General features: G+C 61.7%; 21 protein-coding genes. All 21 read left to right on the top strand.

Features of this window, described 5'->3' with window-relative positions; translation table 11 throughout:
* Positions 1-211: 211 nt before the first annotated feature.
* The 21 genes from rpsL (at position 212) to rplE (ending at position 12,895) form a co-directional block, all read left to right on the top strand.
* Positions 212-583 (top strand): 30S ribosomal protein S12, encoded by a 372-nt coding sequence (gene rpsL / locus VH567_RS03565; protein ID WP_010164594.1) that lies wholly within the window; start codon positions 212-214, stop codon positions 581-583.
* A 53-nt stretch (positions 584-636) separates the two neighbouring features.
* Positions 637-1,107, top strand: coding sequence for a 30S ribosomal protein S7 (rpsG, locus tag VH567_RS03560; protein WP_055872660.1), 471 nt, complete (start codon positions 637-639; stop codon positions 1,105-1,107).
* Between the two features lie 94 nt (positions 1,108-1,201).
* Positions 1,202-3,298: an elongation factor G gene (fusA, locus tag VH567_RS03555; protein WP_423323197.1), complete on the top strand. Its 2,097-nt coding sequence runs from the start codon at positions 1,202-1,204 to the stop codon at positions 3,296-3,298.
* Positions 3,299-3,512: 214 nt separating this feature from the next.
* Positions 3,513-4,706, top strand: a complete 1,194-nt coding sequence (gene tuf / locus VH567_RS03550; protein ID WP_031393767.1) for an elongation factor Tu — start codon at positions 3,513-3,515, stop codon at positions 4,704-4,706.
* A 165-nt stretch (positions 4,707-4,871) separates the two neighbouring features.
* Positions 4,872-5,186, top strand: a complete 315-nt coding sequence (locus VH567_RS03545; protein WP_423323194.1) for a hypothetical protein — start codon at positions 4,872-4,874, stop codon at positions 5,184-5,186.
* A 77-nt stretch (positions 5,187-5,263) separates the two neighbouring features.
* Positions 5,264-5,542 (top strand): ribbon-helix-helix domain-containing protein, encoded by a 279-nt coding sequence (locus VH567_RS03540; protein ID WP_423323192.1) that lies wholly within the window; start codon positions 5,264-5,266, stop codon positions 5,540-5,542.
* Positions 5,539-5,835 (top strand): type II toxin-antitoxin system RelE/ParE family toxin, encoded by a 297-nt coding sequence (locus VH567_RS03535; protein WP_423323190.1) that lies wholly within the window; start codon positions 5,539-5,541, stop codon positions 5,833-5,835. The genes VH567_RS03540 and VH567_RS03535 overlap by 4 nt, the downstream gene beginning before the upstream one ends.
* A 169-nt stretch (positions 5,836-6,004) precedes the next feature.
* On the top strand, positions 6,005-6,313 hold the full coding sequence (rpsJ, locus tag VH567_RS03530) for a 30S ribosomal protein S10 (RefSeq protein WP_007406109.1): 309 nt from the start codon (positions 6,005-6,007) through the stop codon (positions 6,311-6,313).
* Positions 6,314-6,601: 288 nt separating this feature from the next.
* Positions 6,602-7,348, top strand: a complete 747-nt coding sequence (gene rplC / locus VH567_RS03525) for a 50S ribosomal protein L3 (protein ID WP_056060507.1) — start codon at positions 6,602-6,604, stop codon at positions 7,346-7,348.
* A 2-nt stretch (positions 7,349-7,350) separates the two neighbouring features.
* Positions 7,351-7,977: a 50S ribosomal protein L4 gene (gene rplD / locus VH567_RS03520; protein ID WP_056047616.1), complete on the top strand. Its 627-nt coding sequence runs from the start codon at positions 7,351-7,353 to the stop codon at positions 7,975-7,977.
* Positions 7,970-8,284 carry a 50S ribosomal protein L23 gene (locus VH567_RS03515; RefSeq protein ID WP_056047618.1) on the top strand — a complete coding sequence of 105 codons (315 nt, stop codon included), beginning with the start codon at positions 7,970-7,972 and terminating at the stop codon, positions 8,282-8,284. The genes rplD and VH567_RS03515 overlap by 8 nt, the downstream gene beginning before the upstream one ends.
* A 4-nt stretch (positions 8,285-8,288) precedes the next feature.
* Entirely contained in the window at positions 8,289-9,128 is an 840-nt protein-coding gene (rplB, locus tag VH567_RS03510) for a 50S ribosomal protein L2 (RefSeq protein ID WP_055872649.1), read from the top strand.
* Position 9,129: 1 nt separating this feature from the next.
* A complete protein-coding gene (rpsS, locus tag VH567_RS03505; protein ID WP_031393761.1) occupies positions 9,130-9,405 on the top strand; it encodes a 30S ribosomal protein S19 in 276 nt (91 codons plus the stop codon).
* Positions 9,405-9,782 carry a 50S ribosomal protein L22 gene (gene rplV / locus VH567_RS03500; RefSeq protein ID WP_056047621.1) on the top strand — a complete coding sequence of 126 codons (378 nt, stop codon included), beginning with the start codon at positions 9,405-9,407 and terminating at the stop codon, positions 9,780-9,782. Before rpsS ends, rplV begins: the two co-directional genes overlap by 1 nt.
* Positions 9,782-10,489, top strand: a complete 708-nt coding sequence (gene rpsC, locus VH567_RS03495; RefSeq protein WP_055872646.1) for a 30S ribosomal protein S3 — start codon at positions 9,782-9,784, stop codon at positions 10,487-10,489. Before rplV ends, rpsC begins: the two co-directional genes overlap by 1 nt.
* 15 nt (positions 10,490-10,504) lie before the next feature.
* A complete protein-coding gene (rplP, locus tag VH567_RS03490; RefSeq protein ID WP_031393758.1) occupies positions 10,505-10,939 on the top strand; it encodes a 50S ribosomal protein L16 in 435 nt (144 codons plus the stop codon).
* Between the two features lie 4 nt (positions 10,940-10,943).
* Positions 10,944-11,150, top strand: coding sequence for a 50S ribosomal protein L29 (gene rpmC / locus VH567_RS03485; RefSeq protein ID WP_055872644.1), 207 nt, complete (start codon positions 10,944-10,946; stop codon positions 11,148-11,150).
* 10 nt (positions 11,151-11,160) lie between these two features.
* Complete coding sequence (rpsQ, locus tag VH567_RS03480) at positions 11,161-11,433, top strand: 30S ribosomal protein S17 (RefSeq protein WP_031393756.1); 273 nt, start codon at positions 11,161-11,163, stop codon at positions 11,431-11,433.
* A gap of 163 nt (positions 11,434-11,596) precedes the next feature.
* Positions 11,597-11,965, top strand: coding sequence for a 50S ribosomal protein L14 (gene rplN / locus VH567_RS03475; protein WP_031393755.1), 369 nt, complete (start codon positions 11,597-11,599; stop codon positions 11,963-11,965).
* Positions 11,965-12,282 (top strand): 50S ribosomal protein L24, encoded by a 318-nt coding sequence (gene rplX / locus VH567_RS03470; protein WP_056047623.1) that lies wholly within the window; start codon positions 11,965-11,967, stop codon positions 12,280-12,282. Before rplN ends, rplX begins: the two co-directional genes overlap by 1 nt.
* Before the next feature lie 49 nt (positions 12,283-12,331).
* Complete coding sequence (rplE, locus tag VH567_RS03465) at positions 12,332-12,895, top strand: 50S ribosomal protein L5 (protein WP_082441396.1); 564 nt, start codon at positions 12,332-12,334, stop codon at positions 12,893-12,895.
* The last annotated feature ends 62 nt before the right edge of the window (positions 12,896-12,957 follow it).

Raw genomic sequence — 12,957 nt, 5'->3', positions numbered from 1 at the left:
GCACCCAAACCGATTCCGCCCCGTTGACCTCACCCCCGTCCTGACCTATAGGCGCGCCCTGTTCTTCGGGAGTGTTTCCCGCCGGGCATGCTTGAACATTGCTGGATGCATTCCAGGGCCTGAGGAGCGTTTGCGCTTCAGAGGGTCCTTTTTGTATTCTCAGGCGCCTCATGGCTCCAGCAAAGTAACCACTTGAAAGGTGAAGGCTTCAATGCCGACGATCAACCAGCTGGTCCGCAAGGGCCGCGATCCGCAGAAGGCCAAGTCGAAGGTCCCTGCGATGGAAGCAAATCCGCAGAAGCGTGGCGTTTGCACGCGCGTCTACACGACGACCCCGAAGAAGCCGAACTCGGCTCTGCGCAAGGTGGCCAAGGTTCGCCTGACCAATCAGCGCGAAGTCATCAGCTACATCCCGGGCGAGGGCCACAATCTTCAGGAGCATTCGGTTGTCCTGATCCGTGGCGGTCGTGTCCGCGATCTTCCCGGTGTTCGCTATCACGTCCTGCGCGGCGTGCTCGATACACAGGGTGTGAAAGACCGGCGTCAGTCGCGTTCCAAGTACGGCGCCAAGCGTCCGAAGTAAGCCGATCGCTCATATTTGCGATCATCAAGGCTGAAGTTTAGAAGGAATACAAAATGGCACGTCGTCGTCGTCCCGAAAAGCGGGTCATCCTGCCTGATCCCAAGTTCGGGGATGAGGTTCTGTCGAAGTTCATGAACAGCGTCATGCTGGACGGCAAGAAGTCCGTCGCAGAGCTGATCGTGTACGGTGCATTCGAAACCGTCGAGCAGCGCGCCAAGCGCGATCCGATCGGCGTTTTCCACGATGCGCTGAACAACGTGAAGCCGGGCATCGAAGTCCGTTCGCGCCGCGTCGGTGGTGCAACGTACCAGGTGCCGGTCGAGGTTCGTCCCGAGCGCGCACAGGCGCTGGCGATTCGCTGGCTGATCGGTGCGGCACGTTCGCGCAGCGAGAACACGATGGCCGCACGGCTGTCGGGTGAGCTGATGGACGCCGCCAACAACCGTGGCAACGCGGTCAAGAAGCGTGAAGATACGCACCGGATGGCGGAAGCCAACCGCGCCTTCTCGCACTACCGCTGGTAACCGCGATGCAGGCGGTCTTTCGCCTGTAACGCAAACACCTATATATTGGGGAGCCGGCACGTTCGGCTCCCCATATTCTTAAGGAAGCACGATCATGGCCCGCAGCCATCCGCTCGACCGTTACCGTAACATCGGCATCATGGCGCACATCGACGCCGGCAAGACGACGACGACCGAGCGCATCCTCTATTACACCGGCAAGTCCTACAAGATCGGCGAAGTGCACGAAGGCACCGCGACGATGGATTGGATGGAGCAGGAGCAGGAGCGCGGGATCACGATCACGTCGGCTGCGACCACCTGCAAGTGGCGCGCCGAAGAAGGTAAGGGCGAAGAGCACCTTATCAACATCATCGATACGCCCGGCCACGTCGACTTCACGATCGAAGTCGAGCGTTCGCTCCGCGTGCTCGACGGTGCGGTCGCATGCTTCGACGGCGTTGCCGGCGTCGAGCCGCAGTCCGAGACCGTGTGGCGTCAGGCCGACAAGTACGGCGTGCCGCGTATGTGCTTCATCAACAAGCTCGACCGCACCGGCGCCGATTTCTACTTCTGCGTCAACTCGATCATCGAGCGTCTCGGCGCGCGTCCGGCCGTGCTGTATCTTCCGATCGGCATGGAAGGCGGCTTCAAGGGTCTCGTCGACCTCGTCGAGAACCGCGCGATCATCTGGCTTGAAGAGTCGCTCGGCGCGAAGTTCGAATATGCCGAGATCCCTGCGGATCTGGCCGACAAGGCCGCGAAGTATCGCAGCGAGCTGATCGAGATGGCCGTAGAGCAGGACGATGCTCTCATGGAGGCGTATCTCGAAGGCAACGAGCCTAGCGTCGCCGACCTCAAGGCGCTTATCCGCAAGGGTACGCTGAGCATGGCGTTCGTCCCGGTCGTTTGCGGCTCGGCGTTCAAGAACAAGGGCGTTCAGCCCCTGCTCGACGCCGTCGTCGACTATCTGCCTTCGCCGCTCGACGTTCCCGCGATCCAGGGTCTGAAGCTCGACGGCGTGACGCCGGACGAGCGTCCCTCGTCGGACGACGTTCCGTTCTCGGCATTGGCGTTCAAGATCATGAACGATCCGTTCGTCGGTACGCTGACCTTCGCCCGCATCTACTCGGGCAAGCTGGAGACCGCCTCGCAGGTCACCAACTCGGTCAAGGACAAGAAGGAAAAGGTCGGCCGCATGCTGCTTATGCATGCGAACAGCCGTGAGGACATCCAGGAGGCTTTCGCTGGCGACATCGTCGCTCTCGCGGGTCTCAAGGACACCACGACCGGTGACACGCTCTGCGCGATGAACGCACCGATCATCCTCGAGCGGATGGAATTCCCCGAGCCCGTGATCGAGCTGTCGGTGGAGCCGAAGACCAAGGCCGACCAGGAGAAGATGGGCGTCGCGCTCAATCGTCTTGCACGTGAAGATCCTTCGTTCCGCGTTTCTTCCGACCCTGAGTCGGGCCAGACCATCATCAAGGGCATGGGCGAGCTCCATCTCGAGATCCTGGTCGATCGCATGAAGCGTGAGTTCAAGGTCGAGGCGAACGTCGGCGCTCCTCAGGTCGCGTATCGCGAGTATCTGAAGAAGCCGGTCGACGTCGACTACACGCACAAGAAGCAGTCGGGTGGTACCGGCCAGTTCGGTCGCGTGAAGGTCAAGGTCACGCCGGGCGAGCGCGGTTCGGGCATCACGTTCAAGGACGAGATCAAGGGCGGCAACATTCCGAAGGAATATCTGCCGGCGATCGAGAAGGGCTTCCGCGAAACCGCTGCGTCGGGTTCGCTGGTCGGCTTCCCGATCATCGATTTCGAGATCGTGCTGTATGACGGCGCGTATCACGACGTCGACTCGTCGGCACTGGCGTTCGAAATCTGTGCCCGTGGCGCAATGCGCGAAGTGGCACAGAAGTCGGGCATCACGCTGCTCGAGCCGGTCATGAAGGTCGAGGTCGTCACCCCGGAGGATTATCTGGGCGACGTCATCGGCGACATGAACAGCCGTCGTGGCCAGATCCAGGGCACCGACAGCCGCGGCAACGCACAGACGGTCGAGGCCATGGTGCCACTGGCCAACATGTTCGGCTACGTGAATTCGCTCCGTTCGTTCACGCAGGGTCGCGCGAACTACTCGATGCAGTTCTCGCACTATGACGAAGTGCCGCAGAACGTTGCGGACGAGGTGAAGGCTAAGTTGGCGTAAGCCAAAGGCGCACGGAGCTAGGGCAACCTAGCTCCGAGACGCCGCAAGGCCGGCCGGCCTCGGGCTCGCCCGAGGTCCGACGGCATGGAATTCACTTCCGTGTCGGCCCCCTTCGCAAGGCAGGGGCTGGCGCAACGCTTTAACAGCCGCTATTGGGCCGCGTTCGCGCGGTTCCCGGGGTGGCACCGGAATACGAATCAGAAGGTAGGAAACAATGGCCAAGGCAAAATTTGAGCGGAACAAGCCGCATCTCAACATCGGCACCATCGGTCACGTCGATCATGGCAAGACGTCGCTCACCGCTGCGATCACGAAGGTTCTGGCAGAGACGACCGGCGGTACCGCCGTCGACTTCGCCAACATCGACAAGGCTCCCGAGGAGCGCGAGCGCGGCATCACGATCTCGACCGCACACGTCGAGTACGAGACGGCCAACCGTCACTATGCGCACGTCGATTGCCCGGGCCACGCCGATTATGTGAAGAACATGATCACCGGCGCAGCCCAGATGGACGGCGCGATCCTCGTCGTTTCGGCGACCGATGGCCCGATGCCACAGACCCGTGAGCACATCCTGCTCGCCCGCCAGGTCGGCGTGCCCGCAATGGTCGTGTTCATGAACAAGGTCGATCTGGTCGACGACGAGGAAATCCTCGAGCTGGTCGAGATGGAAATCCGCGAGCTGCTCAGCTCGTACGACTTCCCGGGCGACGACATCCCCGTCATCAAGGGTTCGGCTACCTGCGCACTGTCGGGTTCGAACCAGAAGCTCGGCGCCGACGCCGTCACCGAGCTGATGCAGGCCGTCGACGACTACATCCCGCAGCCAGAGCGTCCGCTCGACAAGCCGTTCATGATGCCGATCGAGGACGTGTTCTCGATCTCGGGTCGTGGTACGGTCGTCACCGGCCGCGTCGAGACCGGCATCGTCAAGGTTGGCGAGGAAGTCGAGATCGTCGGCATCCACCCGACCGTACGCAAGACCACGGTCACGGGCGTCGAGATGTTCCGCAAGCTGCTCGACCAGGGCCAGGCTGGCGATAACGTCGGCGCACTGATCCGCGGTGTTGCACGCGACGAAGTCGAGCGTGGCCAGGTGCTCTGCAAGCCAGGCACGATCAAGCCGCACACCGACTTCAACTCGGAAGTGTACGTGCTGTCGAAGGAAGAGGGTGGCCGTCACACGCCGTTCTTCGCCAACTACCGCCCGCAGTTCTACTTCCGTACGACGGACGTGACCGGCACCGTCGAGCTGCCTGAGGGCACCGAGATGGTCATGCCAGGCGACAACGTGTCGCTCGGCATCAAGCTGATCGCACCGATCGCCATGGACGTGGGCCAGCGCTTCACGATCCGCGAAGGCGGCCGTACCGTCGGTGCAGGCGTCGTCAGCCAGATCGACAAGTAAGCATCTTCTCCTTCGGGAGGTGATCGAAAAGAGCCCGGCTTCTCGCAAGAGAGGCCGGGCTTTTTCGTGTTTGGTGAGTGGGATCTACGGGTTTCGTCAACACTATCTGCTATGGCCCACTACCGGACATTGCATGTGGCAAAAGACTTAGGCACAATCTGTCAAATGGGTATTCCCGGCTATGATCTGCAATCGCCGTCGGTTTTCCGGCCCTTTATGGCACCAACCTCTCCTGACCGATTTATCGAACGGGTAATGTTGGCTTTCAGCATCACTTCGTTTGGCGCGTTTGTAGCGCTGTGGCTCTACGTTGCTTTTCCCTTGGCCTTACCACAGGCGCTGTGGGCGTTTTTGCCCATGTTGATCATGCCGGTTGGTTTTGCCTGGGGATGGCGTGACGCAAAGAAGAAGCGTCTCTCCGCAGAGGAAGAGGTTAAGCGTTATCGCGCCTGTCTGCGGCGGGCCTTCGCCGAACAATAGACGTCTGCTTCCACCCAGCGTCCGCCATTCTTTCCACCCATCGCGCCTTGTGGCATAAGGTCGGTGGAGAACGCACCATGGCATCCATCAAGATATCTCTGCCCGACCCGATGCACGACTATGTGCAAGCACGGATAGACCGCGGACAGTACGCTAGCGCTAGCGAGTATGTTCGGGATCTGATCAGTCGCGATCAGGGGGGCGTTGAGGACGAAAAGCGCTGGCTTCGTGACCTGGACATGTCTGTATCCAATACCCTTACCGAGATGAAGGCTGGCGGGGGCGTTGACCTCGATACGGCTTGTAATGCGGCAATGGCCGACATTGACGCTCTGGCCAACTCGTCCCGCGCTTGAAAGTCGTACTGTCGTCGCGTGCAGCGGACGACCTTAAACGGATCAGCGGCTTCATCGCGCTCGGCAACCCGATCCGTGCCGTCTCTTTTGTTGCCGAACTGCGCGAGGTGGCATTGCGACTCACCGACGTCCCGCTCGGGTTTCCATTGGTGCCGCGTTACGAAGCTCACGGTATCCGCCGGCGATCATGGAGGGGTTACGGCATCCTATACTCGGTGTTGCCTGATCGGGTGTTCGTCCATCGCATCCTCGGCCCAGGGCAGGATTACGATCGCGCGCTAAGCTTGATCTGATCGAGGGAAGTAGGGATGCCCCTATTCCGGATACACGATCCAAGGTCTGCGAAAATCGCATGCTCGCGGTTGCGTTTTACCCGACTCTCCCGTAATGGCCCGCCTTCGGTTTAAACATCAACCAGCAAGAGCCCGGAAACGGGCCCGCTCTTTCGCATCGGTAGGGACTATGGACAGCAATATCCGCATTCGTCTGAAGGCGTTCGATCACCGTGTGCTCGATCAGGCCACTGGCGACATCGCCGACACCGCACGCCGCACCGGCGCGCTCATCCGCGGTCCGATTCCCCTTCCGACGCGCATCGAAAAGTTCACCGTGAACCGCGGCCCGCACATCGACAAGAAGTCGCGCGAGCAGTTCGAGGTGCGCACGTACAAGCGTATGCTGGATATCGTCCAGCCGACGCCGCAGACGGTCGATGCGCTCATGAAGCTGGACCTCGCAGCAGGGGTGGACGTAGAGATCAAGCTAGCCTAAGGGCTGGCGCGGCGCGGTCGACCAGCAATGGTCCCGCGCCGCTCTACATTGGGATACCGCCGTCGGTGAAAACCGACGGGGCAGCGTCCCCCGTCACGCTTCCGCACTCGCAGAAGCACCAGCCCGGGACGGGGGCACGTTTCGTATTTACCGGGTTGAACCGACTCCATTCAGGGCATTTGCCGGGAATGGGGTCAGGTGGACGCATCATGGAGCTCGCTCCGGACATGGTCCGCAAGCCCCCGAGGAATAGTCCGACGGGGCCTCTGTCTAGGAAGGGACAAGATCATGCGTACTGGCGTGATCGCGAAGAAGATGGGGATGACCCGCCTGTTCCAGGAAGATGGTCGGCACGTGCCGGTCACTGTTCTGGCACTCGAAGGCAATCAGGTCGTTTCCGTTCGCGAAATGGATCGTGACGGCTACACTGCCGTCCAGCTTGGTGCAGGTGTCGCCAAGTCGAAGAATGTCGCAAAGCCGCAGCGCGGCCATTTCGGCAAGGCCGAAGTGGAGCCCAAGGCTGTCGTCCATGAGTTCCGCGTGAACGCAGACGGCCTGCTCGACGTTGGCGCCGAGATCTCGGCCGACCATTACGTCGCAGGCCAGATCGTCGATATCCAGGGCAAGACCCAGGGTAAGGGCTTCCAGGGCGGCATGAAGCGTTGGGGCTTCGGCGGTCTGCGGGCAACCCACGGCGTGTCGGTCTCGCACCGTTCGCTCGGTTCGACCGGTCAGCGCCAGGATCCGGGCAAGGTCTTCAAGAACAAGAAGATGGCCGGCCACATGGGCGACAAGTATCGCACCCAGCAGAACCTCGAGATCGTATCGACGGACGTCGAGCGTGGTCTCCTGTTCGTCAAGGGTTCGGTTCCTGGCTCCAAGGGCGGCTGGCTCTTCGTCAAGGACTCGGTGAAAGTCGCGCGCCACGCCGACGCACCGTTCCCCGCCGGTCTCAAGACCGCAAACAGCAACACCGCAGCAGACACGCCGGCCGAAACGACCGACGCACCTGCAGCCGACGGCCAGGAGGGCTGAGCGTGAAGATCAAGGTTTCATCTTTCGCCGGCACTGACGCAGCGGACATCGAGCTCAACGACGAGGTCTTCGGCCTTGATCCGCGCGCCGACATCCTGCATCGTGTCGTCACCTGGCAGCTCGAGAAGCGTCGCGAGACGGCTCGTGGCACCCGTGAGCGCGCAGACGTCGCACGCACCGGCAAGAAGTTCGGTCGCCAGAAGGGCGGCGGTACGGCTCGTCACGGCGATCGTCGCGCACCTGTGTTCATCGGTGGTGGTAAGGCACACGGCGCACGCGTCCGTGACTTCAACCCGTCGCTGAACAAGAAGGTTCGCTCGCTCGGCCTGCGGATGGCGCTCAGCAGCCACGCCAAGGCGGGTTCGCTGGTCATCATGGACAGCCTGGCTGTCGAGGGTGGCAAGACCAAGACGCTGCAGGGCGATCTCGCAAAGCTCGGCTTCGGCAAGCGTGCGCTCGTCATCGACGGCGACATGGTCGACACCAGCTTCGCATTCGCTGCGGGCAACCTGTACGAAGTGAACGTGATGCCGGCTGCCGGCGCGAACGTTTACGACATCCTGAAGCATGACACGCTGGTGCTGACGCGCGCCGCTGTCGAAAAGCTGGAGGCGCGCTTCCATGGCTAAGAAGCAGAAGGCGGGCATCGATAATCGTCATTACGACGTTATCCTGGCCCCGCACATCACCGAGAAGACGACGACCCTGTCGGAGTTCAACGCGGTTGTGTTCAAGGTATCGAACGATGCCACGAAGCCCGAGATCAAGGCGGCCGTAGAGGCGCTGTTCGACGTGAACGTCGTCGGCGTGAACACGCTCGTCCAGAAGGGCAAGACCAAGAAGTGGAAGGGCACGAACTACTCGCGCTCCGACATGAAAAAGGCAATCGTGACGTTGAAGGACGGTCAGTCCATCGACGTGACGACGGGGATCTGAGGCCATGGCACTCAAGCATTATAATCCGACATCGCCGGCACGCCGCGGTCTCATCCTGGTCGACAAGTCGTCGCTCTGGAAGGGCCGCCCCGTCAAGGCGCTGACCGAAGGTAAGCACAAGACCGGCGGTCGTAACAACAAGGGCCATGTGACCTCGCGCGGCATCGCCGGCGGTCACAAGCAGAAGTACCGCTACATCGACTTCAAGCGTCGCAAGTGGGACGTCGAAGGCACCGTCGAGCGGATCGAGTATGATCCCAACCGCACCGCGTTCATCGCCCTGGTCAAGTACCCGGACGAAGAGCTCGCCTACATCCTGGCGCCACAGCGTCTGGCCGTTGGCGACAAGGTCCTCGCGGCCAAGAAGACCGACGTGAAGCCAGGCAATGCCATGGAACTCGGTCAGATGCCGGTCGGCACCATCGTCCACAACGTGGAGATGAAGCCGATGAAGGGTGGCCAGATCGCCCGTTCGGCCGGCACGTACGTGCAGGTCGTCGGTCGCGACAAGGGCATGGTGATGGTCCGCCTGAACTCGGGCGAGCAGCGCTACATCCGCAGCGATTGCATGGCGACGGTTGGCGCGGTTTCGAACCCCGACAACCAGAACCAGAACCTGGGCAAGGCAGGCCGTTCGCGCTGGATGGGTATCCGTCCTCTGACGCGCGGCGTCGCCAAGAACCCGGTCGACCATCCGCACGGCGGTGGTGAAGGCCGTACCTCGGGTGGCCGTCATCCGGTTACGCCTTGGGGCAAGCCGACGAAGGGTGCGCGCACGCGTCATAACAAGTCGACCGACAAGATGATCATCCGGTCGCGTCATTCGACGAAGAGGAAGGGCTAACATGGCTCGTTCAGTCTGGAAGGGCCCCTTCGTGGACCTTCATCTGCTCAAGAAGGCAGAAACCGCCCAGGACACCAACGCGCGTTCGCCGATCAAGACCTGGTCGCGTCGCTCGACGATCCTGCCGTCGTTCGTGGGTCTCACGTTCAACGTCTATAACGGCCGCAAGTTCGTGCCCGTCTCGGTCAACGAAGACATGGTCGGCATGAAGCTCGGTGAGTTCGCGCCCACGCGCTACTTCCCCGGCCACTCCGCCGACAAGAAGGGCAAGCGCTGATGTCTAAGCAAGTCAGCCCGCGCAAGGTCGCGGACAACGAGGCGCTTTCGGTCGGTACGCAGATCCGTGGTTCCGCGCAGAAGCTCGGCCTCGTGGCTGCGCTGATCCGTGGCAAGAAGGTCGGCGATGCGATGAACATCCTCGCCTTCTCGACCAAGGGCATGGCGATCGAAGCGCGCAAGGTGCTGGCCTCGGCCATCGCCAACGCCGAGAACAACCATAACCTCGACGTCGACGCACTCGTCGTCGCCGAGGCTTCGGTCGGCAAGTCGATCACGATGAAGCGCTTCGCTACCCGCGGCCGCGGCAAGTCGACCCGCATCCTCAAGCCATTCAGCCGTCTGCGCATCGTCGTGCGCGAGCAGGAAGAAGCATAATGGGTCAGAAGAGCAACCCCATCGGTCTGCGTCTGCAGATCAACCGTACCTGGGATAGCCGCTGGTACGCCGAAGGCGCCGACTATGGTCGGCTCCTGCTCGAGGATCTCAAGATCCGCGCATTCATCATGAAGACGCTGCCGCAGGCCGCGATCTCCAAGGTGGTCATCGAGCGTCCGGCCAAGCTGGCCCGCATATCCATCTTCGCTGCACGCCCCGGCGTGATCATCGGCAAGAAGGGTGCGGACATCGAGAAGCTGCGTTCGACGATCGGCAAGATGACGTCGTCGACCGTGTCGCTGAACATCGTCGAGATCCGCAAGCCGGAAGTCGATGCGCGTCTCGTCGCGCAGGGCATCGCCGATCAGCTCGAGCGTCGTATCGCCTTCCGCCGCGCCATGAAGCGTGCGGTCCAGTCGGCGATGCGTCTCGGTGCCGAGGGCATCCGGGTGAACTGCGGTGGCCGTCTTGGCGGCGCCGAGATCGCACGGTCGGAGAGCTATCGTGAGGGTCGGGTTCCGTTGCACACGCTGCGCGCGAACATCGATTATGCCGAGGCTACGGCGCACACGTCTTACGGCGTTTGCGGCGTGAAGGTCTGGGTCTTCAAGGGCGAGATTCTCGGCAACGATCCGACGTCGTACGACCGCATCATGATGGAGGCTCAGACCTCCGGCGTGCGGCCGCAGCGCGACGATCGTCGCTAAGGGGCAGGGACAGACATGCTGCAACCAAAAAAGACCAAGTTCCGGAAGGCCTTCAAGGGCAAGATTTCGGGCGACGCCAAGAGTGGCTTCTCGCTCAATTTCGGCTCCTACGGCCTCAAGGCGATGGAACCAGACCGGATCACCGCACGCCAGATCGAGGCGGCCCGCCGCGCGATCACGCGTCACATGAAGCGCCAGGGGCGTTTGTGGATCCGCATTTTCCCAGACCTTCCGGTCTCGGGAAAGCCAGCCGAAGTCCGCATGGGTAAGGGCAAGGGCGCGCCGGAATACTGGGCCGCTCGCGTCAAGCCGGGTCGGATCCTGTTCGAGCTCGACGGCGTCGACGGCAAGATCGCCGCCGAGGCGTTCGAGCGGGCGGCCATGAAGCTGCCGATCAAGGTAAAGGTCGTTGCCCGCCTGGGTGACACCTCGCATCTGGGAGGCGAGTAAGATCATGGCTCGTATCGACGACATGAAGACCAAGAGCGACGACCAGCTGTCGGAGTCGCTCGGCGAACTGAAGCGCGAGCAGTTCAACCTGCGCTTCCAGGCCGCCACGAACCAGCTCGAAAAGCCGAGCCGCGTTCGTGAGGTCCGCCGCGACATCGCTCGCATCAAGACCCTGCAGGCTCAGCGCACCAGCGCTGAAGCCGCGAAGTAAGGAACACATCATGCCGAAGCGCGTGCTGACCGGTCTGGTCGTGTCCGACAAGGGCGACAAGACGGTGGTCGTGAACGTCGAGCGTAAGGTGAAGCACCCGCTCTACGGGAAGATCATCCGTCGCTCGAAGAAGTATCATGCTCATGACGAGAGCAACGAGTTCAAGCAGGGCGAGACCGTGCGGATCGAAGAGACCGCACCAATCTCCAAGCTGAAGACCTGGAAGGTGATCGAGCGGGTCAACACCCACGCGACGCCGGAGCGGGCTTCGGCCGAGGGCTGAATCAAACACGAGGGCAGGGGGGCAACTCCCTGCGCTCTTGTTTTCGTAAACGGGAACGGCTAAGCGGCCGCTCCTCCCCGTTGCGGTTCGTCCGCGGCGGGGTGATTTTTTAGGCGGGGTTCGGTCGGTATCGACCCCAGAGACAGAGAAGGGATACGGATCCATGATCCAGATGCAGTCCAATCTCGACGTCGCTGACAACAGCGGCGCGAAGCGGGTGCAGTGCATCAAGGTGCTTGGGGGTTCCAAGCGTCGTGTTGCAGGCGTTGGCGACATCATCGTCGTCAGCATCAAGGAAGCGCAGCCACGTGGCCGTGTGAAGAAGGGCGACGTTCACCGCGCGGTGATCGTGCGTACCGCCAAGGATATCCGCCGTGCAGACGGTACGGTCATCCGCTTCGACGGCAATGCCGCGGTGCTGGTCAACAAGAACGAGGAGCCGATCGGCACCCGTATCTTCGGCCCAGTCGTTCGCGAGCTGCGCGGCAAGAAGCACATGAAGATCATCAGCCTCGCGCCGGAGGTGCTGTAATGGCGTCGCAGCGTATCAAGAAGGGTGACAAGGTCATCGTCCTGTCCGGCAAGGACAAGGGCAAGACCGGTGAAGTCACCGTCTCCATGCCGAAGACCGACAAGGTCGTCGTATCGGGCGTCAACATCGCCGTGCGCCACACCAAGCCGACTCAGGGTGACCCGCAGGGTGGCCTGATCCGCAAGGAAGCACCGATGCACGTTTCGAAGGTCGCGCACGTGACCGCCGACGGCAAGCCGACCCGCGTCCGCTTCGAGGAGCAGGACGGCAAGAAGGTCCGCGTTGCCGTCAAGACCGGGGAGAAGATCAATGGTTGATCAGAACACTGGCGAACAGGCCGGCACCGAGGCCGTCTACGTCGCGCGCATGCGCAAGCTGTACGACGAGACGATCATCAAGGCGATGACCGAGAAGTTCGGTTATAAGAACGTCATGGAGATCCCGCGGCTCGACAAGATCGTGCTGAACATGGGCGTCGGCGAAGCTACGCAGGACAAGAAGAAGGTCGACCAGGCTGCTTCCGAAATGGAGCTGATTGCCGGCCAGAAGCCTGTCGTGACGAAGGCCAAGAAGTCGATCGCGCAGTTCAAGCTGCGTGAAGGCATGCCGATCGGCGTGAAGGTCACCCTTCGCCGCGAGCGCATGTACGAGTTTCTCGACCGTTTCATCACGATCGCTCTTCCCCGCGTCCGCGATTTCCGCGGGCTCAACCCGAAGAGCTTCGATGGCCGTGGCAACTATGCCTGCGGTATCAAGGAGCAGATCGTGTTCCCAGAAATCAGCTATGACCGGGTCGACAAGGTCCGCGGCATGGATGTGATCGTGACGACGACCGCAAAGACCGACGACGAGGCTCGCGAGCTTCTCCGTCTGTTCGGTTTCCCGTTCCCGATCGAAGACGACGCTGCCGACGAGAAGAAGGCAGCTTAAGTAACTCCCTCTCCCCTCGGGGAGAGGGTTGGGGTGAGGGGGAGTGAGTCTCCCTCGCCCCG

The sequence above is a fragment of the Sphingomonas sp. 4RDLI-65 genome (genome assembly GCF_049472435.1).
Taxonomy (GTDB): domain Bacteria; phylum Pseudomonadota; class Alphaproteobacteria; order Sphingomonadales; family Sphingomonadaceae; genus Sphingomonas.
The sequence above is the reverse complement of the archived record's forward strand: the minus strand, read 5'-3'. Positions and strand labels throughout refer to the sequence as shown.

What these genes read in the sequence shown, in the direction of transcription:
- rpsS (WP_031393761.1), top strand. Translation starts at nt 9,130, where the DNA reads ATGGCTCGTTCAGTCTGGAAGGGCCCCTTCGTGGACCTTCATCTGCTC.
- rplN (WP_031393755.1), top strand. Translation starts at nt 11,597, where the DNA reads ATGATCCAGATGCAGTCCAATCTCGACGTCGCTGACAACAGCGGCGCG.
- rpsC (WP_055872646.1), top strand. Translation starts at nt 9,782, where the DNA reads ATGGGTCAGAAGAGCAACCCCATCGGTCTGCGTCTGCAGATCAACCGT.
- VH567_RS03540 (WP_423323192.1), top strand. Translation starts at nt 5,264, where the DNA reads ATGGCATCCATCAAGATATCTCTGCCCGACCCGATGCACGACTATGTG.
- rpsJ (WP_007406109.1), top strand. Translation starts at nt 6,005, where the DNA reads ATGGACAGCAATATCCGCATTCGTCTGAAGGCGTTCGATCACCGTGTG.
- rpsQ (WP_031393756.1), top strand. Translation starts at nt 11,161, where the DNA reads ATGCCGAAGCGCGTGCTGACCGGTCTGGTCGTGTCCGACAAGGGCGAC.
- rpsL (WP_010164594.1), top strand. Translation starts at nt 212, where the DNA reads ATGCCGACGATCAACCAGCTGGTCCGCAAGGGCCGCGATCCGCAGAAG.
- rplB (WP_055872649.1), top strand. Translation starts at nt 8,289, where the DNA reads ATGGCACTCAAGCATTATAATCCGACATCGCCGGCACGCCGCGGTCTC.
- rplP (WP_031393758.1), top strand. Translation starts at nt 10,505, where the DNA reads ATGCTGCAACCAAAAAAGACCAAGTTCCGGAAGGCCTTCAAGGGCAAG.
- VH567_RS03515 (WP_056047618.1), top strand. Translation starts at nt 7,970, where the DNA reads ATGGCTAAGAAGCAGAAGGCGGGCATCGATAATCGTCATTACGACGTT.
- rplE (WP_082441396.1), top strand. Translation starts at nt 12,332, where the DNA reads ATGCGCAAGCTGTACGACGAGACGATCATCAAGGCGATGACCGAGAAG.
- rplC (WP_056060507.1), top strand. Translation starts at nt 6,602, where the DNA reads ATGCGTACTGGCGTGATCGCGAAGAAGATGGGGATGACCCGCCTGTTC.
- rpmC (WP_055872644.1), top strand. Translation starts at nt 10,944, where the DNA reads ATGGCTCGTATCGACGACATGAAGACCAAGAGCGACGACCAGCTGTCG.
- rplV (WP_056047621.1), top strand. Translation starts at nt 9,405, where the DNA reads ATGTCTAAGCAAGTCAGCCCGCGCAAGGTCGCGGACAACGAGGCGCTT.
- rpsG (WP_055872660.1), top strand. Translation starts at nt 637, where the DNA reads ATGGCACGTCGTCGTCGTCCCGAAAAGCGGGTCATCCTGCCTGATCCC.
- fusA (WP_423323197.1), top strand. Translation starts at nt 1,202, where the DNA reads ATGGCCCGCAGCCATCCGCTCGACCGTTACCGTAACATCGGCATCATG.
- tuf (WP_031393767.1), top strand. Translation starts at nt 3,513, where the DNA reads ATGGCCAAGGCAAAATTTGAGCGGAACAAGCCGCATCTCAACATCGGC.
- rplX (WP_056047623.1), top strand. Translation starts at nt 11,965, where the DNA reads ATGGCGTCGCAGCGTATCAAGAAGGGTGACAAGGTCATCGTCCTGTCC.
- VH567_RS03545 (WP_423323194.1), top strand. Translation starts at nt 4,872, where the DNA reads ATGGGTATTCCCGGCTATGATCTGCAATCGCCGTCGGTTTTCCGGCCC.